This is a genomic window from Shewanella sp. ECSMB14101 (assembly GCF_000773485.1).
Classification (GTDB): domain Bacteria; phylum Pseudomonadota; class Gammaproteobacteria; order Enterobacterales; family Shewanellaceae; genus Shewanella; species Shewanella marisflavi.
In genome coordinates, this window is sequence record NZ_JSFF01000012.1 from 58,259 (window position 1) to 79,354 (window position 21,096).

General features: G+C 51.4%; 18 protein-coding genes. 7 read left to right on the top strand and 11 right to left on the bottom strand.

Features of this window, described 5'->3' with window-relative positions; translation table 11 throughout:
• Positions 1-60: 60 nt before the first annotated feature.
• From NY07_RS10595 to gmk, 9 genes are all read right to left on the bottom strand, one after another.
• Positions 61-933 (bottom strand): DUF3014 domain-containing protein, encoded by an 873-nt coding sequence (locus tag NY07_RS10595; RefSeq protein ID WP_033539328.1) that lies wholly within the window; start codon positions 931-933, stop codon positions 61-63.
• Between the two features lie 130 nt (positions 934-1,063).
• The gene (gene recG, locus NY07_RS10600) at positions 1,064-3,139 is read right to left on the bottom strand and encodes an ATP-dependent DNA helicase RecG (protein ID WP_033539329.1); all 2,076 of its coding nucleotides are present in this window, start codon (positions 3,137-3,139) and stop codon (positions 1,064-1,066) included.
• Positions 3,140-3,373: 234 nt separating this feature from the next.
• Complete coding sequence (locus tag NY07_RS10605) at positions 3,374-4,306, bottom strand: calcium/sodium antiporter (RefSeq protein WP_033539330.1); 933 nt, start codon at positions 4,304-4,306, stop codon at positions 3,374-3,376.
• A 164-nt stretch (positions 4,307-4,470) separates the two neighbouring features.
• Positions 4,471-6,126, bottom strand: a complete 1,656-nt coding sequence (locus tag NY07_RS10610) for an AMP-binding protein (protein WP_033539331.1) — start codon at positions 6,124-6,126, stop codon at positions 4,471-4,473.
• Positions 6,127-6,372: 246 nt separating this feature from the next.
• Positions 6,373-7,077: a tRNA (guanosine(18)-2'-O)-methyltransferase TrmH gene (gene trmH, locus NY07_RS10615; protein ID WP_033539402.1), complete on the bottom strand. Its 705-nt coding sequence runs from the start codon at positions 7,075-7,077 to the stop codon at positions 6,373-6,375.
• 68 nt (positions 7,078-7,145) lie between these two features.
• A complete protein-coding gene (locus NY07_RS10620; RefSeq protein WP_033539332.1) occupies positions 7,146-7,529 on the bottom strand; it encodes a RidA family protein in 384 nt (127 codons plus the stop codon).
• Positions 7,530-7,563: 34 nt separating this feature from the next.
• Complete coding sequence (gene spoT, locus NY07_RS10625) at positions 7,564-9,669, bottom strand: bifunctional GTP diphosphokinase/guanosine-3',5'-bis pyrophosphate 3'-pyrophosphohydrolase (RefSeq protein ID WP_033539333.1); 2,106 nt, start codon at positions 9,667-9,669, stop codon at positions 7,564-7,566.
• Positions 9,670-9,682: 13 nt separating this feature from the next.
• Positions 9,683-9,964 carry a DNA-directed RNA polymerase subunit omega gene (gene rpoZ, locus NY07_RS10630; RefSeq protein WP_012275521.1) on the bottom strand — a complete coding sequence of 94 codons (282 nt, stop codon included), beginning with the start codon at positions 9,962-9,964 and terminating at the stop codon, positions 9,683-9,685.
• A gap of 59 nt (positions 9,965-10,023) precedes the next feature.
• The gene (gene gmk / locus NY07_RS10635) at positions 10,024-10,647 is read right to left on the bottom strand and encodes a guanylate kinase (RefSeq protein WP_033539334.1); all 624 of its coding nucleotides are present in this window, start codon (positions 10,645-10,647) and stop codon (positions 10,024-10,026) included.
• A 239-nt stretch (positions 10,648-10,886) separates the two neighbouring features.
• Here gmk and NY07_RS10640 point away from each other — a divergent pair, with 239 nt between their 5' ends.
• The 4 genes from NY07_RS10640 (at position 10,887) to NY07_RS10655 (ending at position 15,464) form a co-directional block, all read left to right on the top strand.
• Positions 10,887-11,957: a hypothetical protein gene (locus NY07_RS10640; protein WP_033539335.1), complete on the top strand. Its 1,071-nt coding sequence runs from the start codon at positions 10,887-10,889 to the stop codon at positions 11,955-11,957.
• 80 nt (positions 11,958-12,037) lie between these two features.
• Positions 12,038-12,964 carry a nucleotidyltransferase family protein gene (locus NY07_RS10645; protein ID WP_081953817.1) on the top strand — a complete coding sequence of 309 codons (927 nt, stop codon included), beginning with the start codon at positions 12,038-12,040 and terminating at the stop codon, positions 12,962-12,964.
• Positions 12,957-14,021, top strand: a complete 1,065-nt coding sequence (locus NY07_RS10650) for a phosphotransferase enzyme family protein (RefSeq protein WP_033539336.1) — start codon at positions 12,957-12,959, stop codon at positions 14,019-14,021. The genes NY07_RS10645 and NY07_RS10650 overlap by 8 nt, the downstream gene beginning before the upstream one ends.
• A 156-nt stretch (positions 14,022-14,177) precedes the next feature.
• Positions 14,178-15,464 carry an acetyl-CoA hydrolase/transferase family protein gene (locus NY07_RS10655; protein ID WP_033539337.1) on the top strand — a complete coding sequence of 429 codons (1,287 nt, stop codon included), beginning with the start codon at positions 14,178-14,180 and terminating at the stop codon, positions 15,462-15,464.
• A gap of 76 nt (positions 15,465-15,540) precedes the next feature.
• On the opposite strand, the gene NY07_RS10660 is transcribed toward NY07_RS10655, so the two are convergent.
• On the bottom strand, positions 15,541-16,152 hold the full coding sequence (locus NY07_RS10660; protein WP_033539338.1) for a paraquat-inducible protein A: 612 nt from the start codon (positions 16,150-16,152) through the stop codon (positions 15,541-15,543).
• 622 nt (positions 16,153-16,774) lie between these two features.
• Here NY07_RS10660 and NY07_RS10665 point away from each other — a divergent pair.
• Genes NY07_RS10665 through NY07_RS10675 form a run of 3 tightly spaced genes read left to right on the top strand, consistent with a single transcriptional unit; the run spans position 16,775 to position 19,571 of the window.
• On the top strand, positions 16,775-17,065 hold the full coding sequence (locus NY07_RS10665) for a helix-turn-helix domain-containing protein (protein ID WP_001011876.1): 291 nt from the start codon (positions 16,775-16,777) through the stop codon (positions 17,063-17,065).
• The gene (locus NY07_RS10670; protein ID WP_033539339.1) at positions 17,055-18,404 is read left to right on the top strand and encodes a type II toxin-antitoxin system HipA family toxin; all 1,350 of its coding nucleotides are present in this window, start codon (positions 17,055-17,057) and stop codon (positions 18,402-18,404) included. Before NY07_RS10665 ends, NY07_RS10670 begins: the two co-directional genes overlap by 11 nt.
• A gap of 48 nt (positions 18,405-18,452) precedes the next feature.
• On the top strand, positions 18,453-19,571 hold the full coding sequence (locus tag NY07_RS10675; protein ID WP_033539340.1) for a hypothetical protein: 1,119 nt from the start codon (positions 18,453-18,455) through the stop codon (positions 19,569-19,571).
• A gap of 143 nt (positions 19,572-19,714) precedes the next feature.
• On the opposite strand, the gene NY07_RS10680 is transcribed toward NY07_RS10675, so the two are convergent.
• Entirely contained in the window at positions 19,715-21,028 is a 1,314-nt protein-coding gene (locus NY07_RS10680; RefSeq protein ID WP_033539341.1) for an ATP-binding protein, read from the bottom strand.
• Positions 21,029-21,096 lie beyond the last annotated feature (68 nt).

The window sequence follows — 21,096 nt, forward strand, 5'->3', positions numbered from 1 at the left end:
TGGGATCGCGGCGTGGTTGCCGGGAAAATGTCGCCCGATCAGGATCGGGCGACAGGTCTGTTATGACTGTTTTAGCTGCTTCTTGAGCTTACGCAGGGCGGCTTTGACCTTCTTGCTGTTCTCTGGGCCCATGCGAATCATCAACTTCTGTGCATTGGGCAAGCCTTCAAGTGCAGGGTCGACAAACTTGTAGTTAACGCTGACGCTGTCTAGCTCTATGGGCGCCTCGATAACGGGGGCTGAGAGCATGACGTCGATCGCCTCTATCATGCGGTCATCGAAATTCATGTCTGGATAACCTAACTCTTCAAATGCCTCGCCCAGTAGCGGTTTTACCTTGTTGTAGGTGGCGAAGAGCTGCTGTTCATCCAGATTGTCCACGAAGTTCGCGTAGAGATCGTATCTATGATAGCTATCAGGATTGAGATAGGTCTTATTGGTGACCTCGGAGACGGTAAACTTGCTGTTGGGCGCCTTGAGCGGGCTGACCTTACGCGCCAATTCGCCTTGGGCCAGATTATCAACAAATACCACAAAGTGTCTGACGATATCTTTTTCAACCAAGATGGGCTCAATCTTCATGCCATTGGCGACTTCGACCGTCTTATCAACAATATACTCATCGCTCTGTGCCAATGTTGGCAACGGCTCTTCTGTGTCGCTTGGGGACTCAGGGATGGGGTCTTCCACTTCTGGTTCGATAATGTCAGGCTCAGGCAAGGCGGCGTCTGTCACTAGGGGCTGCTCCGGTTCTGGCTCGGGCAGGGTTATGGGCGCAGGTATCTCTGGCTCAGGCTGAGGTTCGTCACTGCCGAGGAAGTAATAGGCGCCGCCGGCGAGCATGAGCACAATGATCACCACTGCAATACTGAGCGCATTAATTCCATTGCGCGATGTCTGTGGGGCAATTCTATCTTCTTGACTGACTTGCATGAGATTTCCTTGAATTGTGGCTGGATTGGCCCTGTGACCACAGAGGCCTTACTCCATTCTGCAAAATTCACCGGGCTTGTCTAGGGGTGGCCAGTGAAATAAAAAATATTTAATTGCTGGCAGGCCCTAGTCAAGCCTGCACGTATTGCTGGCGCTCCCCTAACCAGCGCAGCACTATGGCGTCAACATTTTCCGGTACCTGCTGCATCACATGTTGGGCTAATTTCTGAATGTGGGGGATGAGGGCCTGATCCCTGACCAGATCGGCGATCTTCATTTCGGCAATTCCCGTCTGCTTGGTGCCCAGGACTTCACCCGGGCCACGAATTTCCAGATCTTTCTGGGCGATCACAAAGCCATCGTTGCTGTCTCTGAGTACGCCAAGGCGTTGGGTGGCGGTATGCGACAAGGGCGCCTTATAGAGCAACACGCAGTGGCTGGCCACGGCGCCACGTCCGACACGTCCTCGCAGCTGATGCAGCTGCGCCAGTCCCAGACGTTCAGGATTTTCGATGATCATCAGGCTGGCATTGGGCACATCGACCCCAACTTCAATCACAGTTGTGGCGACCAGAAGCTGAATGGTGCCCGTCTTAAAGGCGTCCATGACAGCCTGTTTCTCAGCGGGTTTCATGCGGCCATGCACTAGACCAATGGCAAGTTCTGGCAATATTTGCTTTAGTTCTTCGGCGGTATCTTCTGCCGCCTGACATTCGAGTACCTCGGATTCTTCGATCAGGGTGCAGACCCAATAGGCCTGACGCCCGCCCTCTAGTGCGGCCTGGCGCACGCGATCGATCACCTCACTGCGGCGGTTGTCTGAGATGGCGACCGTGGTGACTGGTGTCCGCCCTGGTGGTAGCTCGTCGATGATAGAGGTGTCCAGATCCGCATAGGCCGTCATCGCCAGAGTGCGCGGTATAGGGGTGGCGGTCATGATCAGCTGATGGGGATGAAAGCCCTGGCTAATTCCTTTCTCTCTCAGCCCTAGACGTTGATGTACCCCGAATCTGTGCTGTTCGTCGATGATGATCAGTGCCAGGCGGTTGAACTCGACCTGTTGCTGAAAGATGGCATGGGTACCGATGACGATATGGGCCTCGCCGCTCTTGATCTGTTCCAGCGATTGGGTACGCGCCTTGCCCTTGAGTTTGCCAGCCAGCCAACCAACCGTTAACCCTAGAGGCCCAAACCAGGCAGCAAAGTTATTGGCATGCTGCTCGGCGAGCAGTTCGGTTGGCGCCATCATGGCCACCTGATAGCCACTCTCAATGGCTTGCAGCGCTGCAAGAGCCGCCACCAGTGTCTTGCCCGAGCCCACATCGCCTTGCACTAAGCGCATCATGGGATGGTGTTGGGCTAGATCGGCTGTGATCTCTGTGACGACTCGCTGCTGAGCACCCGTGGGTTTGAAGGGCAGCGAGGCCAAAAAAGGATTGAGCAGTTGCCCGGTAGGATGCATCGCCTGGGCCGAATCTTGATTGCTACGTTGCCTGAGCTGCAACATGCTGAGGTTGTGGGCCAGCAGCTCCTCTTGAATAAGGCGCTGCTGCGCCGGATGGGTACCTTGCTCTAACGCAAAGGGACTGACATCGCTCGGGGGTCTGTGCAGTAGCTGCAGCGCATCGACTAACGAAAGCTGATTGGGTTGTAACTGGGGTGGCAGCAACTCCTTTAGCGCGCCATGGGCCAACAGGGCAAGCGCCTGGTCGGTTAATTTGATCCAGCTGGCTTGTTTAAGTCCTTCGGTGGTCGGATAGATAGGGGTTAAGGTTTCACTCAGACTCGGTTCGCTGCCGTCATGGAGTAGCTTGTATTCCGGATGAATGATCTCTCGATGAAGTTTGCCTCGGCGCACTTCACCATAGGCGCGAATGCGCGCACCCTCTTCGAGGCCGTTGCGCATGGCGGCCGAAAAATTAAAGAAGCGTAGCGTTAGGGTACCCGAGTCATCCCGCACCGTGCAGGTGAGCATACGCTTGCGGCCTTGGACTATCTGGGTCGATTGGATCACGGCTTCTATGGTGCCGTAGCTACCGGGATAGAGGGCGGCGATAGGATAGATCTGGGTACGGTCTTCATAACGTAGCGGTAGGTGAAACAGCAGATCCTGAACCGTTTTGATGCCGAGCTTCTCCAGCCGCTGCGCCATCTTAGCAGCAACGCCTGTTAACTCTGTCACCGCCATGAGATCGAGTCTATCCACGCTTTATACCCATTTGATTTAACGTTCTATTTAAACAGTATCTGAGTCGATCACTGTAAATATATACATATACTATCAGAGTTCTGTATGAACGCAATCTTGCGCCAAGCTTGCGGGGGGAAAAGCATGCTGGCCTAAATGCAAGTGGCCTTACAGCCAGCCTTTTTGCAGGCACAGATGTCACCGATAAGGGGTGACAAATGTCATCTCTTATCGGTGAGTCGCAATGCCGTCTTATACAGATTGGGCGGAGAGGATCAGGTAGCTCAAGTAGATAAGATAGCAGAGCAGCAGCAATGCCCCTTCGCGCCGACCGATGCGCAGGCCGCTCCAGGCCAGGGGCAGAAGCAGCAGTGCCAGTGTTACCATCACCAGCAGATCCATCGCAGGTACGCTAGCGTTTATGGGCTGGATGAGTGCAGTGATGCCTAAGATGCCAAGCAGGTTAAACAGATTTGAGCCGACCAGGTTGCCGATGGCGATATCACTCTCACCACGTCTGGCTGCCACAACTGAGGTGATAAGTTCTGGCATGCTGGTGCCTATGGCCACAATGGTGAGACCGATAAGCAGTTCACTCATTCCCAGCTGTGTAGCCAGCGCAACGGCGCCGTCGACAAATAGGGCGCCGCCACCGACCAGCATGCCGATCCCCAGGGCGACTAAGAGCATTGACAGTAAGGGCGGAAGGGGACGGCTTGTTTCTTCGACCTTGGTTGCCTGCTGTTTATCAAACAGATAACTCATGGCCAGAAAGGCGACAAGCATAGAAGCCAGGAGGGCACCATCGAGACGACTCAGTCCACCATCGCTTAGCAGTCCACAAAATAGCAGAGTCGAAAACAGCATTAGGGGAATATCCCGCTTCACCATCTGCGACTGTACCCCTACCGGACGCACCAATGCCGTGAGTCCGAGGATGAGACCTATATTGGCGATATTCGATCCCACCACATTGCCCAGGGCGATATCTGCATTGCCAGCGATGGCCGATTTAAGGCTGACGGCCAACTCTGGGGTACTGGTACCAAAGGCGACTATGGTCAGGCCTATGACTAGCGGCGTGACACCGAGTCTGAGGGCGAGGGCACTGGCACCACGAACTAAAGATTCGGCGCCGAGAATGAGGATGAGCAGACCAGCAATAAGGGCTAGCGGGGTAAACATGATTAACTCTCAAATATGGGGGGAGGCAAGCATAGTGATTGTTGAAATTTAGGCAACAAGAATTTAGGGGGACGCTATTAAATTTTGTTTATCTCATCCTATACCGGGCAATAAAAAACACGCCTGATGGCGTGTTTTTATGTCAGACGAGTGTAAGTTTGCGATTACAGCTCATCTTCCCAGCGCACAATAGCGCCGCGCTGTCCATCGACCTTGGCGCTGTATCTCTGCTCCAGCACATGGCGTTTGATCTTCAAGGTAGGTGTTAGCACATCGTTGTCTACATCCCAAGCCTCGGTGACCACTATGATAGCATCGACGGTTTCGTGGGACTCCAGATGAGGGTTAACACTATCTAAGGTCGCCTTGAGTGAGGCTCGCACCTCCTCTTTCGGCTGCAGTGAGGCTCCTTCTGAGAGCTGAACTAGCGCTACCGGATGAGGCAGGCCAGAGCCTATGATGCAGATCAGCTCCACATGGGGGTCTTGCGCCAGCTTACGCTCGATAGGCACAGGCGCAACATACTTGCCTTTGGCTGTCTTGAAGTTGTCTTTGACGCGGCCCGTGATAGTGACACAGCCGTCGGCGTCGATTGAGCACAGATCGCCAGTATGGAAATAACCCTCTTGGTCGAAGCTGGCCTGAGTGACCTCCGGTTGTTTGTAGTAACCAGTCATCAAGCCTGGACTCTTAACCAGTAACTCTCCACTTTCGCTTTGCTTGACACTACAACCCTCTACCGCACGTCCGACTGTGCCAATCTTGCTGGCGTCGAAGGGGTGGTTGATGATGGAGTAGGCGCTGTTTTCTGTCATGCCCCAGGCTTCACAGATATTTAGGCCAATCTTGTGGTACCAGGCGATCAGCGAAGGAGGGATTGGTGCCGAACCTGAGCCTAACAGGTGGCAATGTTCCAGCCCTAGCCCTTGACGGATCTTCTTTTTCACCAGCGAGCTGATAAAGGGGATCTTGAGTAGTAGATTGAGTTTGGTGTAGCCAATCTTGTCGATAATATTTTTCTGGAACAGGCTCCACAGACGCGGCACAGAGAAGAAGACGGTTGGCTTGGCTCGTTGCACGTCAGCGACAAAGCTGTCGAGACTCTCGACAAAAGCAACGCTGCTGCCTGAATAGAAGGAAGAGCCTTCGATGGCAACGCGTTCGGTAATGTGGGCCAGCGGCAGATAGGAGAGCAGTCTATCGTTGCCATCAGTTTTGAGGTCACGCACCACGGCGCGGCAGGTCCAATCATAACTGGCGAAGGTCTGAATCGCCCCTTTAGGTTTACCGGTCGAGCCCGAGGTGTAGATGATGGTCATGATCTGCTCGGGCGTTGGTGCCTCGACATCAGTCAAGGGCTGGCCCATCTTCAGCAGAGTGTCCCATTGGTATTGAGCTGGCATAGTATCGTATGGCATGGCGAGACGCAGTATGTCGCCGCCGACACCGGCTTCCTGATCGGCCCAGTAATCCAGCTTACCGATAAAGATCGCCTTAGATTCGCTGTGCTCCAGCACGTAACGTATGGTATCGGCATTGGCGGTGGGATAGATGGGCACGCTGATGTAGCCACCAAGCATTAAGGCGAGATCGGTAATAAACCATTCGGCGCAGTTTTTCGATAAAACCGCGACCTTGTCGCCTGGCACTAAGCCGAGGTGGCGCAGTGCGCCGGCGATCTGCTGCATCTTCTGCTGTACTTCACGCCAGCTGAAATTGACATATTGGCCGTTTATGGGTTGTTTCAGGTAGGTGTTATCGCCATATTGCTCAACCCAGTGGTGCAACATGTCGACCGGTGATTTGAATAGTGAGTCCATCTTGCCATTCCATATTTATTCTTAGTGTTAAAGGAGACGCAACTTGGTTCGCTTGGCTTTTGCCACTGCGATACTCAACAACCCCCATTATTGAGCGGGCACTGATGTCTGCAATGAGAGCGCCTGGCCACTTTTTATGCGCGTCTTTGAGTATGGCGAAGAATGTGATCTATGACAATTGTTTTGCCGGAATAAAAGGCCAATTGTCATAGTCTTAGAGAGTATGGGGTGATAGGCGTGCTGGTGTTAGCCTTCTAGCTCGGCCTCGGGATCCGGTGCGCGCATTCGCTGCCACCAGGTTTCGTCGGCGACGATCTGCCCCTTTTCGTCGATGGCGGGATAGGGGATCTTCTTGCGTCGACAGGCCTTGGCGTAGATGGGATGTCCCTGTTCGAACAGCATGGTCTGGCAGTAGGCGTCATCTAAGGTGCGCTTGCCATACATGCCTGCCTGGGCGCGCTGGCGCTGGGCTTCATACATGATCAAGGCTGAGGCCACCGACACATTGAGCGATTGCACCATGCCGATCATCGGGATGATGATCTGCTGGTCGGCAATGGCCAAGCCTTCGTCGCTGACGCCGTCGCGCTCATTGCCCATGATCACAACAGTCGGCTTGGTATAGTCTATTTCGCGAAAATCTACAGCGGTTTCTGAGAAGTTGGTGGCCAGGATCTGCATGCCTGCCGCCTTGAACTGTGCCGCAGCCTCATCCATATGATAATGCTTGATGGTCTTGACCCACTGCTGGCTGCCCGAGGCGGTGTTGCCTGAAACGCGCATCTCGATATCGGGCCAAACGGCGTGAATTTGATGTATGCCCACGGCGTCGGCGGTGCGGATCACCGCGGCGATATTGTTAGTCTTGTGTACCTTGTCCAAACACAGGGTGAGGTCGGTCTGGCGGTTGTCTAGCATCTGGTTGATGCGGGCGAAGCGTTCTGGACTCATGATGTTTCGTTTGTAATGTTTATCAAGAACAAAGGGCGCCGCAGCGCCCTCTGGTGTCAACTTAGAGCTTACAGCTCCATCACGCCATCCATCTCAACCAGCGAGTCTTTTGGCAGCTGCTTGACGCCAATGGCGGCGCGGGCAGGATAAGGCTGCTCGAAGTAGCGACCCATGATCTCGTTCACTGTGGCGAAGTTAGCCAAGTCTGTCATGAAGATGTTCAGCTTAACGATATCTTTCAGGCTACCACCGGCGGCTTCACACACAGCAGTCAGGTTGTCGAATACCTGTACGACCTGGGCTTCAAACTCGTCGCTGACCATCTGCATGGTTTCAGGATTTAGCGGGATCTGGCCAGACAGATAGACTGTGTTGCCAACCTTAACAGCTTGAGAATAGGTGCCGATCGCCTGTGGGGCCTTGTCGGTTGCAATGATGATCTTCTCTGCCATAACGCTCTCTCTACTTAGGTTAATAATGGTGGAACTAACGATTACGTGATGTGCGCAGTACTTCCGGTAGTACCCTGATACGGCGCATCACGTTGGCTAAGTGGACCCGGTCGGTGACCGATATCCGTAAGTTAATCAAGAATACCCGGCCGTCGCGCTCTTCGGTGCTCAGGTTGTGGATATTTGAACCTTCGGCGGCCACGATAGAGGTGATCTTCGCCAGTGCGCCCTGGTGGTTGACGATCTCGATCCGCAGGTTGGCCTGGAACTCAACGCCCTCGGCGTTATCCCAGTGTACCGGGATATACTTGTCCGGCTCGCCCTGATAACCACGGATGTTGGCGCAGCTCTCCATATGCACTACCAGCCCTTTACCTGGGCTTACGTGGGCAATCACCGCATCGCCGGGAATGGGGCGACAACAGTTGGCGAAGGAGACCAGCATGCCTTCGGCGCCGCGGATCGGCATCATGTTGGATTCTTTATGCTCGTGTTGCTCGACGCGATCGCCTTTAAGACGCTGGGCGATCACTATGCTCATGGCGTTACCCAGACCGATATCGGCCAGCAGGGCATCGAGGGTGGCGTGCTTGGTCTCGCTGACCACCTTATCGATCTGCTCCTGGGGAATATCCTTGAGCTTGATGTCGCCTAAGGCATGGTTGAGCAGACGCTTGCCGAGCAGTACGGCATCATCTTCTTTGAGGCTCTTAAGCAGCTGTCTGATTTTCGAACGTGCCTTACCCGTCACCACAAAGTTAAGCCAGGCGGCATTAGGTCGTGCGCCCTTGGCGGTGATGATCTCTATAGTCTGGCCGGAAATAAGTGGCTGACTCAGAGGGTAGGCCTGGCGGTTAACCCGCGCGCCGACACAGGTGTTACCCACATCGGTATGAACTTCATAGGCAAAATCCACCGCGGTGGCGCCCACAGGTAGCTCGAGGATGCGTCCCTCTGGGGTGAAGACATAGATCTCTTCGGGGAAAAGTTCTGTCTTGAAGTTTTCGACAAATTCGAAGGAGGTGCTGGCGCTTTGTTGAAGCTCCAGCAGGCTCTGCATCCATTTACGGGCGCGGACCTGAGTCGTGGTGCCTTGCTGGGCCGAACCGGCGCCCTTGTAGAGCCAGTGTGCCGCCACCCCTTTGTCGGCCATCTGATCCATATCCTCGGTACGTATCTGAATCTCTACGGGCACGCCGTGGGGACCAAACAGTGAGGTATGCAATGACTGATAGCCGTTGGCTTTAGGGATGGCGATATAATCTTTAAAGCGGCCTGGGCGTGGTTTATAGAGCCCATGCATGGCGCCCATGACGCGATAGCAGGTGTCGATAGAGTCGACGATCACCCTAAACGCATAGATATCCATCACCTCTTGGAACTGCAGCTCCTTATTACGCATCTTGTTGTAGATGGAATAGAGGTTCTTCTCGCGGCCCTTGACTGTGCCCTGAAGGCCAGTGTCGTCAAGACGTGTCTTGATGGCGCCTTCGATATTCTGGATCAGTTCTTTACGGTTGCCCCGGGCTGATTTGACCACCTCTTTAAGTACGCGATAGCGCATGGGGTAGTACGCCTGGAAGCCTAAGTCTTCCAGCTCTGTCTTGATATTATGAATACCCAGACGATTGGCGATAGGGGCGTAAATTTCCAGGGTTTCCCGGGCGATGCGGCGACGCTTGTCGGGGCGCAGGGCGCCAAGGGTGCGCATGTTATGGGTGCGGTCGGCCAGTTTGATGAGAATAACCCGAATATCCTGGGTCATGGCCATCATCATCTTGCGGAAGTTTTCCGCCTGGGCTTCTTTCTTGTCTCTGAACTTCAGCTTGTCCAGCTTAGAAACGCCTTCGACCAGCTCGCCCACTGATTCACCAAACAGCTCGGAAAGCTCCTCTTTGGTGACAGGGGTATCTTCTATGGTGTCATGCAGCAGGGCAGCCATCAGCGTCTCATGGTCGAGACGCATATCGGCCAGGATGCGGGCAACCGCAACCGGATGGGTAATGTAAGGTTCGCCACTCGTGCGCATCTGCCCTTCATGAGCATCTCGCGCTACCTGATAGGCCTGCTTGAGTAATTCAACCTGCGTCGCTTCTAAGTAGCTGGACGCAGACTCCCTGAGACCTTCAAACAGATACAAGTGGCATCACTCCTTAGATAGCGTTACGGCCTTCAGCGATGGCAGCAACGGCAGCAATTTCGGCTGCTTCACGTTCGCGGACAGTTTGACGCTCATCGGCATCCAATGTGTCGGCGGTGACCAGGCCAAGTTCGATTTCGCGCAGGGCGATAACCGTTGGCTTGTCGTTCTCTTCTTCAACCATAGGGTCTTTGCCCTGCACAGCGATTTGGCGAGCACGACGCGCTGCAACCAGGATCATATCAAAACGGTTGCCGATTTGGTTTACGGCGTCTTCTACAGTTACGCGAGCCATGTATTGAAACTCCAGTGTTTATGGGTGAAAAAATGACGCAAAATTGTACACTATGGCAGCTAGTCTGCCAACAGATCATTAAGCATATCATTTAGAGCATGAATTTGACTAGCACGAGTGAGACGTTGGCTGCGAATAATTGCCTTTAAGTCCACTTGTGCCTGCTCGAAATCATCGTTGACTATGATGAAGTCGTATTCGTTGTAGTGAGAGATCTCCGACGTCGCCTGGGCCATACGTCCGGCGATCACCTCTGCGCTGTCCTGACCGCGACCGGTAAGGCGACGCTCAAGCTCCGTTTTTGATGGCGGCAGGATAAATACGCCGACAGCTTCTGGCATCATCTTTTTGACCTGCTGCGCGCCCTGCCAGTCGATATCGAGAAACACATCGATACCTTTCGCTAGCATGACTTCAATGGCTTCGCGAGAAGTGCCGTAATAATTGCCAAATACCTCGGCCCACTCAAAGAAGGCCTGTTTATCGATAAGCGCCTTGAACTCGTCGACTGTGACAAAATGGTAATGCTCGCCGTCGACTTCGCCCACTCTGGGTTGGCGTGTCGTGTGTGACACAGAGACCTTCATATCGGCTGGGTTATCGCGCAAAATCGCGCTAAGAAGTGAAGATTTGCCGGCGCCACTGGGCGCTGAAATGATAAAGAGGTTTCCGCGAGCGGTCATGTATTTGCTATCCAAAGGCTGTATCGTTTTAGGTAGCCGGATATTATACAGCCTAGAGGTAAATTTAGGCTAGGGTCTGTTGACCTTTCTTATTTTTTTCTGCCTTGATGGGGATCCGTTTGAACGGGGATTCCTTTGACAGACATTAGGCTGGCGGGGAAAATTAACCAAAATTAAGCGTCATCCAAGGCAAGATCCTTTAGACTCTCTGCTGAGATAGCCGTGAAGTGGAATTTTTTATGTTGTTAAACACCTTTTTTTGTCGTCAGGGCGTAGATACCAGCTTACGTTTTCTTGTCATCACCTGTGGCTCGCTCTGTCTTATTTATCTTTTCTCACTGCTGTTTGCCGGCCATGGCATTTTGGTGTTGTTTGCGCTCCCTCTGGTGGCCTTGAATATCCTTAGTGCCGCCCGTCGCCTGCCTAAGGCGCTGAGTTTGCAGGCATTGATTATGCTCCCTGGGCCACTGCTGTTTAGCGTGAGTCTAGTATTGGCTGAGCAGACTTGGCTAACTTGGGTGGCGCTCATTTTGAGTTTGTTGGCGGCCGGCTATATCGTTTCTCGGCCTCAACCTAAGGCACTATCTGCTTTTGATAGCCTAGGTTACAGCGGTCCTAAGCAGCATAGTCAGACGCGTCGACCCCGGGTCGAGCCCACGCTGGCGGGCTCGGCGCCACTTGAGAGTATTGCGTTTGATGCGGTGGACGAGATATCCCCCAGCGATGACCATTATCAGAGTGACGATAAGCTGTCACGTGGTCTCGATAGCGTTAGGCCAATCTTGAATGATCTGCTTGCCAAATTAAAACGTCACCCGCGAGCAGCCTTGTTGGGGTTTGGTTGCCTGTCACTGCTGCTCGGCAGTCTTTTCTGGTTGAGCGGTGATAACACCACTGAGCAAGTCATCAGCGAGGCTGAACCTGAGGCCACAGTTGACCAGGCACCAAGGACGGCCATTAAGCAGGTTTCGATGCCAGACGGCTTTAAGGTGCAGCTCGAAGGCAAGGTGCTGATGCTCAGCTGGTTGGGTGAGCGAGGTGAGCCGGGTATTATTTGGTCGCTCGCCAGCGCCGAGGGCGATAGTAGTTGCCAAAATTTGACCTTCAACAATGGCGCGAGTTATCGGCCGATGGAGGTTCATTTGCTAGCTGACTCCTCGACCCAGGCCCGTTTTTCACCTTTAGATGTTCCCGCCATCATTAACGATATCGCCATGCGCGGTAGTCTGACCCTATGTGGTTATGAGTTTAGCCTCAAGGGCAGTCAGGCGGCGCTGGCTAAAGAGGCGGCATTTAGGCCTTACCTGTGATCTAATACCATGACACGGGCGGTTATAGCGCCGCCTGTGTTATCTCTTCTTAAGGCGAGCTATTCGTCTCGTGTGGTTTGATGTCGATGAAGTTAACAGATGTTGTGTCCAGCGGGGATGATAACTATCCATCTCTGACCCTAGTGATCATGGCGGCGGGGCTGGGGAGCCGTTTTGGCGGCGATAAGCAGTTGGCGGCGCTTGGTCCCCAAGGTGAAACCATGTTGCAGCTGTCGATAGCCAGTGCTATCAAGGCGGGGTTTTCGTCTGCGGTGATCGTTACCAGAGCATCACTGATTGCTCCCTTGCAGGCGCTGCTGGCGGATCTGCCCAGTTATTTTACGGTGCGGTATTGTGTGCAGCAGCTCACCGATCTGCCTTCGGTTTGTCGCGAGATAGTGGCAGAGTGCAAGCATCGCACTAAGCCTTGGGGCACGGCTCATGCGCTCTGGAGCGCTCGCAAGCTTGTCTCAGGTCCCATGGCGGTGATTAATGCCGACGATTACTATGGCGACCGAGCCTTTAGCCTGTTGGCGCAAGGATTTAAGCAAAGACCAAGTCAGTGGCAGATGGTGGCCTATCCCCTTAAAGAGACATTATCTGACCATGGCGGCGTGAATCGCGGCATCTGCGTTACCCGGGATAATCTGCTGATTTCTGTCGAAGAGTGGCTGAATATTGCCTGGCAAGGTGATAATCTGGTGGGCTCGCATCAGGGACTGCAAGCCAATTTGGCTCCCGATGCCTTGGCCTCTATGACCTGTTGGGGTTTTACCCCTGAGATCTTTGAGATCCTAGCCCAGGCCTTGAGTGCTTTTATAGTGCAGCAGGGGCAGAGGCCAGGTAGTGAGTGTTATCTCCCTGCCGTGGTGCAAGCTGCTTTGAGTGCTAAGACGAATGCTAAACAGGTATTCGTGAGCCAAACCTCGGATACCTGGTTAGGGGTGACCTATCCGCAAGATATTGATTGGGTAAAACAAAAATTAATGGAGTTACTGGGTGATTGATTTTATTAGGCAGCAGGTGCTGCCGCACTTTGGCGTAACCGATTCGGCTAAAGTGAGCCCGCTTGGCAATGGTCATATCAATGATACTTTTTTAGTGCGCTGGCCCGAGGGGGAGTTTGTTCTGCAGCGCATCAATACGGACGTTTTTACTCAACCCTTAGCGCTTGTGCGTAATGCACAAAGAGTCGCGCAGCATCTGCAATCGAAACATGACAATGGCGAGTATCGCCTCAATGTGGTGGCTCCTGTGGGTAACTTACAAGATGAGTTGGCGCTGGATTTAGGTGAGCAGGGCTTTTGGCGCGCCATCTCATATCTACCTTATAGTCATAGCCTTGAGGTGGTTGAAGATGCCTCGCAGGCAGAATCTGCCGCCAAGGCATTTGGTCACTTCTCTCGCGCCTTAAGCGATCTCGATGCCAGCCAGCTTGAGGATGTGATCCCTCAATTTCATCATCTGCCGGGGCGTATCGCCCAGCTGCAACAGGCGGTGGCTAAAGACAGTCTAGGGCGCCTTAACGAGTGTCAGGCGTGGGTCGACTTTGCTCTGTCACAGGATGAGCTGCTGAACGAGCTAAGCGAACTCGAGGCGCAGCTGCCGCCGCGAGTCTGCCATAACGACACTAAGATCAATAACATGCTGTTTGATAAGCGCGACATGAGCAGTATGGCAATTATCGATCTCGACACCTGTATGCAGGGTCATCTGATGTACGACTTTGGCGACATGGTACGTACCTTTACGTCGCCAGAGGCAGAAGATTCCACCAACTTGCCCAAGGTCGAAGTGCGCGAGCCTATCTTTGCCGCCATCTGCCGGGGTTATTTAAGTGAGCTGGGTGAGGTGCTGAGTGACAAGGAGCGCCAAAGCCTGTGGTTAGGGGCCAGAGTGATCTGTCTGATGATTGGGGTGCGCTTCTTAACCGATCACCTCAATGGCGATGTTTATTTTCATATTCATCATGATAATCATAATCTTGAGCGGGCAGCTAATCAGTTTACCTTGTATCAAAGCTTATTGGCGCAACAAGCGACGCTCAGGGCTTATCTAGCCTAGAGTCGATAAAAAGGGGCTTTTGGCCCCTTTTTTGTGGCCGCTTGTTGGTAACTTTTGCTTAAGATCAACTTAAGGTGATCTCATTGATAACTTTGCTATCAAAGCGTTAAGTTAGCTCGTACACTGCACACAGTTTTCCGACTATAGGTGAGATAGATGCCACCCATTATCTGTAATACTGCATTAGAAGCCGTCGCCCTGATCCAGAGCGGCGAGACCCTCTGGACTCACTCCATGGGCGCCACCCCCAAGTTGTTACTCGATGCTTTGGCCGAGCACGCCCTCACTAGGCAAGACCTTACCTTGTTGCAGCTGCATACCGAGTGCGCCGAATCTCTCAGTGACCCGCGCTTAAAAGGCCACCTGCGTCATCGCTGTTTCTTTGGCGGCTTGCCGACCCGTTTGTTGTTGCAGCAGGGCGATGCCGATTATGTGCCCATCTTTCTCTCCGAGGTGCCAAAACTCTTTCGTTCGGGTGAGCAGCCCATAGATACGGCGATCGTTCAGGTATCGCCGCCCGATAAGCATGGTATCTGTTCCTTAGGGATCTCGGTGGAGGCCACGCTCGCCGCCTGTCAGGTAGCGGGTAAGATCATCGCCCATATCAACCCCTGTATGCCGCGCACCCATGGGGATGGTTTCATTCATTACGATAAATTTGCCGCCGTATTTGAGCAGATCATGCCGCTACCACAACATCCGCTTGCCGCCAGCGATGAGACCAGCCTCGCCATTGGCATGCATGTCGCCAGTTTAGTGCGTGACGGTGACTGTCTGCAGATGGGCATAGGGGCCATTCCCGATGCCGTATTGTCTTGTTTAACGGATCATAAAGATCTTGGGGTGCATACCGAGCTGTTTTCCGATGGCGTATTGAATCTGGTTGAGCTGGGCGTGATTAATAACAGCCGCAAGAAGGTGCATCCGGGTAAGCTGGTCACTGGCTTTGCTCTGGGCAGTCAGCGCCTGTATGACTATGTGGACGATAATCCTTCGGTGATCTTCATGGATATCGAGCAGGTCAACGATACCTCGATCATTCGTAAGAACCCTAATGTGATGGCCATTAACTCGGCGCTACAGGTGGATATCTCGGGGCAGATCTGCGCCGACTCCCTAGGTACCCGTATCTATTCCGGGGTTGGTGGTCAGATGGACTTTATTCGCGGCGCAGGCCTTTCCGAAGGTGGCCGCTCGGTGATCGCACTGCCCAGCACTGCGGCGGGGGGCAAGGTGTCGCGGATCACCACTGTACTTTCTCCTGGGGCTGGCGTGGTCACCACTCGCGCCCATGTGCATTACATAGTCACCGAATATGGCGCGGCTAATTTGCGGGGAAAATCCCTGCGTGAACGAGCCAGAGCGCTGATCGACATTGCCCATCCCGATTTCAGGGAGCAGCTTTGCCAGGAGACCTTCGATATGTGGGGATTAAGCGTTTAGCCTAGTTTCCTATAACGAAAAAGCCCCGAGTTGATACACCAACTAGGGGCTTTGCTTATATTGTGCACGCTAAGCCTCAGGTCGACGGCTGTTTTGGTTTACTCATCATCATGTTGGACGCGATGGCAAACAGGCAATAGCCGGTGAAGAACCAGAAGCCGATCTCTAATTGGGCATGCATAATGAACAATTCGCCCATTTGATCCTTGGCGTTGCCGGCAAGGTAGCTGACAATGATGGCGACCACAAATACATCGGCCATGCTCCATTTTCCTATGGTATCGATAAGGCGTGTGAGCCTTGCGGCAGCGTTACCCTCAGCAAAAACAAGAATGGCCTGCGCCAGCAGTTTCAGGGTAGGAATGATCACCGAAAAGGTGGCTATCAAGATGCCGACCAGCAGGTTACCGCTCTGCATCAGATCTTCTACCGTCCCCAAAATACTGCGCTGCTTGCGATAAATTTCCACCTGACCCTCAAGCTCATTAAAACCGAGGAAGGCTGATACTGAGCCAAGTAGGCCACGCACTTCGCTGTCTTCTGTCATCAGCTCTATGCTGGTCTTGGCAAACTTGGATTTGTCGGCCTGGCCATCAAGGCTAAGCATCGGCAGGCTGAGCCCGGGGATAAGTAGGGCCAGCGCGATAATAATCACTAGTAGTTGTGGCCATTTACTCCGTTGTGGCATGAGTTCTCCATTTTCGCTGTTTAGCCTATGGTCGGCATGAGACTTAGTTATACATTGATTGGAATGAATGCTGGCTGAATATAGTCATTCGCCCGAGAGATACTTTCTATCATGCCCGGAGTTGCCTTGGAAGCCTTGCTGCCTAAAGGCATTTGCGTGAGTTCATTAGGAGATTTATTCACTTTACGCATTTAATTTCAGGGAACTGTTCCGTTCTATATGGTCACTAAGCGTTTAGATTGCTGATGTAGAAACGAAAAAAGCCTCAGAATTGAGGCTTTTTGCTAAGGGTGAGGAGTTTATTCCACATTCTGGATCTGCTCATTGAGTAGCGGTATAGAACCTAACAAACTCAATGATTTACCGAGAAGAAACCGTTCAGAAATGCCTGTTTGCCCACCAAACTGCCCACCACTTGCCTATGGCTTTTACTAAATCTTAGTGGTTAGCAATGGAAAAACAGTGCCGTTTTTATGCTGCTGTTAGGGTCTAAAAATAGCAGTTTTGAAGGGCTTTATCGAGTAATTTTTTCAACACTCTACGCACTGATGGATATTATAGTGTCCAAGTTCTGTTTTATTTCGCTATAATGGATATAACTGTATCCATTTGGTCTTTGCGGATGAATTTTACCTTACTTGATGATACCGATGTAAGCCAAGCTTATGCGGCCTATTTACGTGAGTTACGCAAGCAGGCAAAGCTGTCGCGCGCTGCATTGGCTGAGCGAAGCTGCGTACCTGCGGCCACCATTAAGAAATTTGAGCTGACCGGGCAAATTTCATTTCGTCAATTGCTGTTGCTATGGCAGACACTTGATTCGCTAGATAGGCTTTATCAGCTCACGCAACTTAGCAAAGAACGCGCTGCTATACCCACGAGTATTGATGAGGTGCTAAAAGATGAGTTTTAAACCGATTCAGAAGCTTAATGTTACTCGTACGCTAAGCTCAGGTGAGCAGATCTCTGTTGGAGTCTTGGCGCAGAATCGGCAAGGCGTTTTTTTTCAGTATGCTGACGACTATTTGCAGCAGTTTGGCAATTTATCACCGTTTACCTTGCAAGCGAATAGGCAAGTTCAAGCCGCACCTAAAGCGCCGCACCAAGGAGTACATGGCGTATTTGGAGATTGTTTGCCCGATGGCTGGGGCATGTTGTTACAAGATCGTATTTTCCGGCAAAAGGGCATCCTACCTAATCAATTAACGGCGATGGATAGATTGGCCTTTGTCGGTGATAAAGGCATGGGAGCGCTGTCTTTTGCTCCGGTGTCTGAGTTTTCAGCCACGACATACGCGGACATTGATTTAGCAACCTTGGGCTTAGAAGCACAAACGCTGTTCGATGCTTCAATGTCAGATTATATGGATGATAATCACGATGAGTTAGATGGGCATACGCAACAGGTGTTGGCCGCATTAGTCGCCGGTGGTAGTTCGGGTGGAGCAAGGCCCAAGGCGCAGATTTATATGCCTGCAGGGGAAACTCAGCATTGTCGAACCTTTGCTCAGCCTGGAGATGAGGCTTGGCTGATTAAATTTACCTCGAAAAATCTCGCGCTCGGGCATGAAGAAGGGCTGTGTGAAGCGGTTTATTTGCAAATGGCCGTGCTTGCCAAGTGCCAACCACCAGTCTGGCAACTCATTGAAGCACCAACTACAAGCGGTGCGTCTGCCTGGTTGGCGCTTAAGCGTTTTGATTATGTCACGGAGCAGGCCCGTTTAAGCGGTAATCGCAGTTCAGGTCGCCTACATATGCATAGCGCTTGCGGGCTGCTGGATGCAGACTTTCGAACGCCAAGTTTAGATTATATTGACTTGATCAAAGCCAGCCGTCAGTTGTGTAAATCCCCCGCTGCTGGGCAGCTGCAATTTCGCCGTGCCGTTTTTAACCTGCTGTCGTCTAATCAAGACGACCACAGTAAAAACTGGGCGTTTTTGCAAGCGGATGACGGTCAATGGGATCCTGCCCCTTTTTACGATGTTACCTACAGCCCGCATCCATTCAACGAACACGCCACTGCTTTCGGCGGTTATGGCAAAGCGCCATCGCTTAAGGTGATGCAAAAACTTGCTACTAGTGCTGGCTTTGCGAATTGGAATGATGCAAGGCAAGTCATTGAAGAAGTCGCAGAAGCCATCAGCCAATTTACTTATCTTGCCAAGCAACAAGGGATCAGTAAAACAACAGTGTCTGCGATTGCTAAGACATTGGCTCAGCGCAAACAGGAAAATGCAGCGCTTTTTCAATGAAAGTAAAACAAACTTTTCAATTCACAATAAATACATAACAAGGTCATCGTGAGCGAATATCAATACTATAAATTTGAGCGTCTGGATGGGTATTTAGATGCTAAAGCACGTCAAGCACTCCGATCAATTTCAAGCCGTGCCGAGATCAGCGCTACGTCCTTTCAGGTGTATTACACATACAGTGACCTAAAGGCGGAGTCTTCTGAGCTGATATTAAAATACTTTGATATTGGTTTTTACTATGCCGATTGGGGCTCAATCGATGCCTACATCAAGCTACCAGCTGGAACGCTCCCTGAAGCGTTACTTGGCTTTTCAAGTGATGGGCTTCATGTTCACGAAAACGATGAGTGGCAGTTGCTGATTTTTTCCCTTGAAGAGTATGACGAGTATTTTGACGATGAAGATGCTGACGACTTTTTCCAGCATTTAGCTGCTTTACGCAGCGGGTTAATGCAAGGGGATTGGCGCCTTGTGAACTTTATGTGGCTCAAAGCGTTTGATTTTAATGATGACGTTGAGCGAATGCCGTTGATTCAATTCGACTTTGAACACCTCAGTGAAGAGTTGCAGGCCTTTGCAGCGCTGTATGAGATTCCCTTAGCCTTAGTTAAGGCGCTCGCCATGGTGCTGACCGAACAACCCAGTCATCAAGCCAAACAAACCCAATTTCAATTTGATGAATGGCTCCATAATCTCTCGCAAGCAGAGAAAGACACGCTATTACGCACGTTGTTTGAGCAAGGCCAGCTAACCCGTCACCAAGCCTTAGCGCTGACGCGAAAAGAACCAGGCAACACAGACGAGATCTATCAATATTGGTTAACACCCGATCTGATATCCCCTTTCATTGAGCAAGCGCAAAGTCTGTTACAGCAAGAGCAAGCCGCAGCACTCGCAAAAAAATTAGCCATCGAAAAAGCGGAAAAAGAAAAAGCGTTGACGGATATCTACAATCAACGTGAGCACTACTGGCAGCAATCACAAGAGCAAGCGGATCGAACTTGCGCCAGTGGTTACGATGCGGCATCACGCTATCTGCATCAGCTGTTTGAGGCCTATCAGTTCAAAGCTGATGAAGCGGCGTTTGAACAACGCTTTAAGCGCTTTGTTGTGGCGAATAATAGCCGTAAAGCACTGTTAAATCGCTTGAGTGATTTGCTTTAAACGATGAGGCGATAGGCTGGCCAAATGACGTTAGCAAAAAACCGATTGAGGGTTGGTTGAAAGGTTGTAAGCCCACCAAAGGTCTACAAATTGTTACCTATGAAGTCACTTTGTGTAGACCTCGGGGTCTAAGCAACGCGCTTTTACCATCTCTGTGGTAAATACTGCGTGAAATACAAAGGCATCACGATATTGGTTTGCTCTAATGCGGATGAGCCTTGTGTACCCGTTAACTTAAAGGTTTTACTTGGAGTACATTTTTCAACGTAGGATGTCAACGATTTTGCTCTTGTACGTTTACCACTTTTGACCTCCACAGGGACGATATCGCCTTCATCGGTCGCCAAAATAAATTCGATTTCGGCGCGGGCGTCATTCCATGAATAGCTTGGGTCAACGCCAATGGCAGTGAGCTCTTGTTGCACAAAGTTTTCAGCCACATAACCTTTGTATTCATAGTTTTGTTGCTTAATTTCTTTATAACTGCTGCCGAGCATATGATTAAGCAGGCCCACATCAAACAGAAACAGTTTCACCATATTTTCTTTTTTATAGGCCGCTAACGGAGATTTCGGCAATCCTTCAATAGGGTAGTTTGGCAAAGCTAAGCGGCAGCAGTTAAGCCTATGGATCGCGGTTTCAAAATCGCTATAACGAGATTTACGCTCATGCACATGCTTAAATTTAAAGCGTTTAACCGACTCATCGCTGACAAGTGATAGCTGGGCTGGAATGCTATTAAATACCGATTCAATCAGTGTGGCGTCGACCTTGCCCGCGTACTTACCAAAATCGCGGCGATAACCTTCAACTAAATCGGCATGAATTTTTGTGACTTTTTCAACACGCTCTAGAATGCTTGAATCTTTAAACTGATACCAAGCAGAAACGGCTTCCGGCATACCACCTGTAAAAAAATAGTCGGTTAGTTTATCCATCAATTTAGTATGCACCGCCGGTGTACTTGCTTGACTATCAAATGCTTTGATCAGTGCTTGCTCGTTGGATGCGTAAATAAATTCTTGGAAGGTCAGTGGTCGTAAATTGTATTGTTCTACCTTGCCCACAGGGAAGGTGTTGAGCAAACCAATATTTGAGCCGCTGGCTGCGACAAAATAAGACGGTGCTTTTTCGGCAAAATACTTAAGTGAAGTAACGGCACGTTCGCACTCGCCAATTTCATCAAATATCAGCAAGTCGGTTTCTGGGTTGAACGCTTGGTTGGTTAACAACTCAATGTTCATTACTAGCTCGTCAGGTGACAACGAGCCATCGAACGCTTCTTTGTAAGCTGGGTTTTCAAGGAAGTCGATACGAAGGATGTTGGCAAAGGTGTTCCCAAATAACTCTTGTAGCAGATAGGTTTTACCTGTTTGTCTTGCACCATCGATCAATAATGGCTTGCGCACCGGTTTATTTTTCCATGCTATAAGGGCGTTTAGTAAGTTGCGTTGCATTGTCATTTCCCGCCAATTAAGACTGTTAACTGCCTGTAGTATAACTCAGTTTACACTTTTACGCGCAG

Excerpts from the sequence above, each read along its gene's own strand:
- NY07_RS10595 (WP_033539328.1), bottom strand. The coding sequence starts at position 933 with ATGCAAGTCAGTCAAGAAGATAGAATTGCCCCACAGACATCGCGCAAT.
- NY07_RS10605 (WP_033539330.1), bottom strand. The coding sequence starts at position 4,306 with ATGTTTACCCCGCTAGCCCTTATTGCTGGTCTGCTCATCCTCATTCTC.
- NY07_RS10610 (WP_033539331.1), bottom strand. The coding sequence starts at position 6,126 with ATGGACTCACTATTCAAATCACCGGTCGACATGTTGCACCACTGGGTT.
- trmH (WP_033539402.1), bottom strand. The coding sequence starts at position 7,077 with ATGAGTCCAGAACGCTTCGCCCGCATCAACCAGATGCTAGACAACCGC.
- NY07_RS10620 (WP_033539332.1), bottom strand. The coding sequence starts at position 7,529 with ATGGCAGAGAAGATCATCATTGCAACCGACAAGGCCCCACAGGCGATC.
- rpoZ (WP_012275521.1), bottom strand. The coding sequence starts at position 9,964 with ATGGCTCGCGTAACTGTAGAAGACGCCGTAAACCAAATCGGCAACCGT.
- gmk (WP_033539334.1), bottom strand. The coding sequence starts at position 10,647 with ATGACCGCTCGCGGAAACCTCTTTATCATTTCAGCGCCCAGTGGCGCC.
- NY07_RS10640 (WP_033539335.1), top strand. The coding sequence starts at position 10,887 with ATGTTGTTAAACACCTTTTTTTGTCGTCAGGGCGTAGATACCAGCTTA.
- NY07_RS10645 (WP_081953817.1), top strand. The coding sequence starts at position 12,038 with ATGTCGATGAAGTTAACAGATGTTGTGTCCAGCGGGGATGATAACTAT.
- NY07_RS10655 (WP_033539337.1), top strand. The coding sequence starts at position 14,178 with ATGCCACCCATTATCTGTAATACTGCATTAGAAGCCGTCGCCCTGATC.
- NY07_RS10660 (WP_033539338.1), bottom strand. The coding sequence starts at position 16,152 with ATGCCACAACGGAGTAAATGGCCACAACTACTAGTGATTATTATCGCG.
- NY07_RS10665 (WP_001011876.1), top strand. The coding sequence starts at position 16,775 with ATGAATTTTACCTTACTTGATGATACCGATGTAAGCCAAGCTTATGCG.
- NY07_RS10670 (WP_033539339.1), top strand. The coding sequence starts at position 17,055 with ATGAGTTTTAAACCGATTCAGAAGCTTAATGTTACTCGTACGCTAAGC.
- NY07_RS10680 (WP_033539341.1), bottom strand. The coding sequence starts at position 21,028 with ATGCAACGCAACTTACTAAACGCCCTTATAGCATGGAAAAATAAACCG.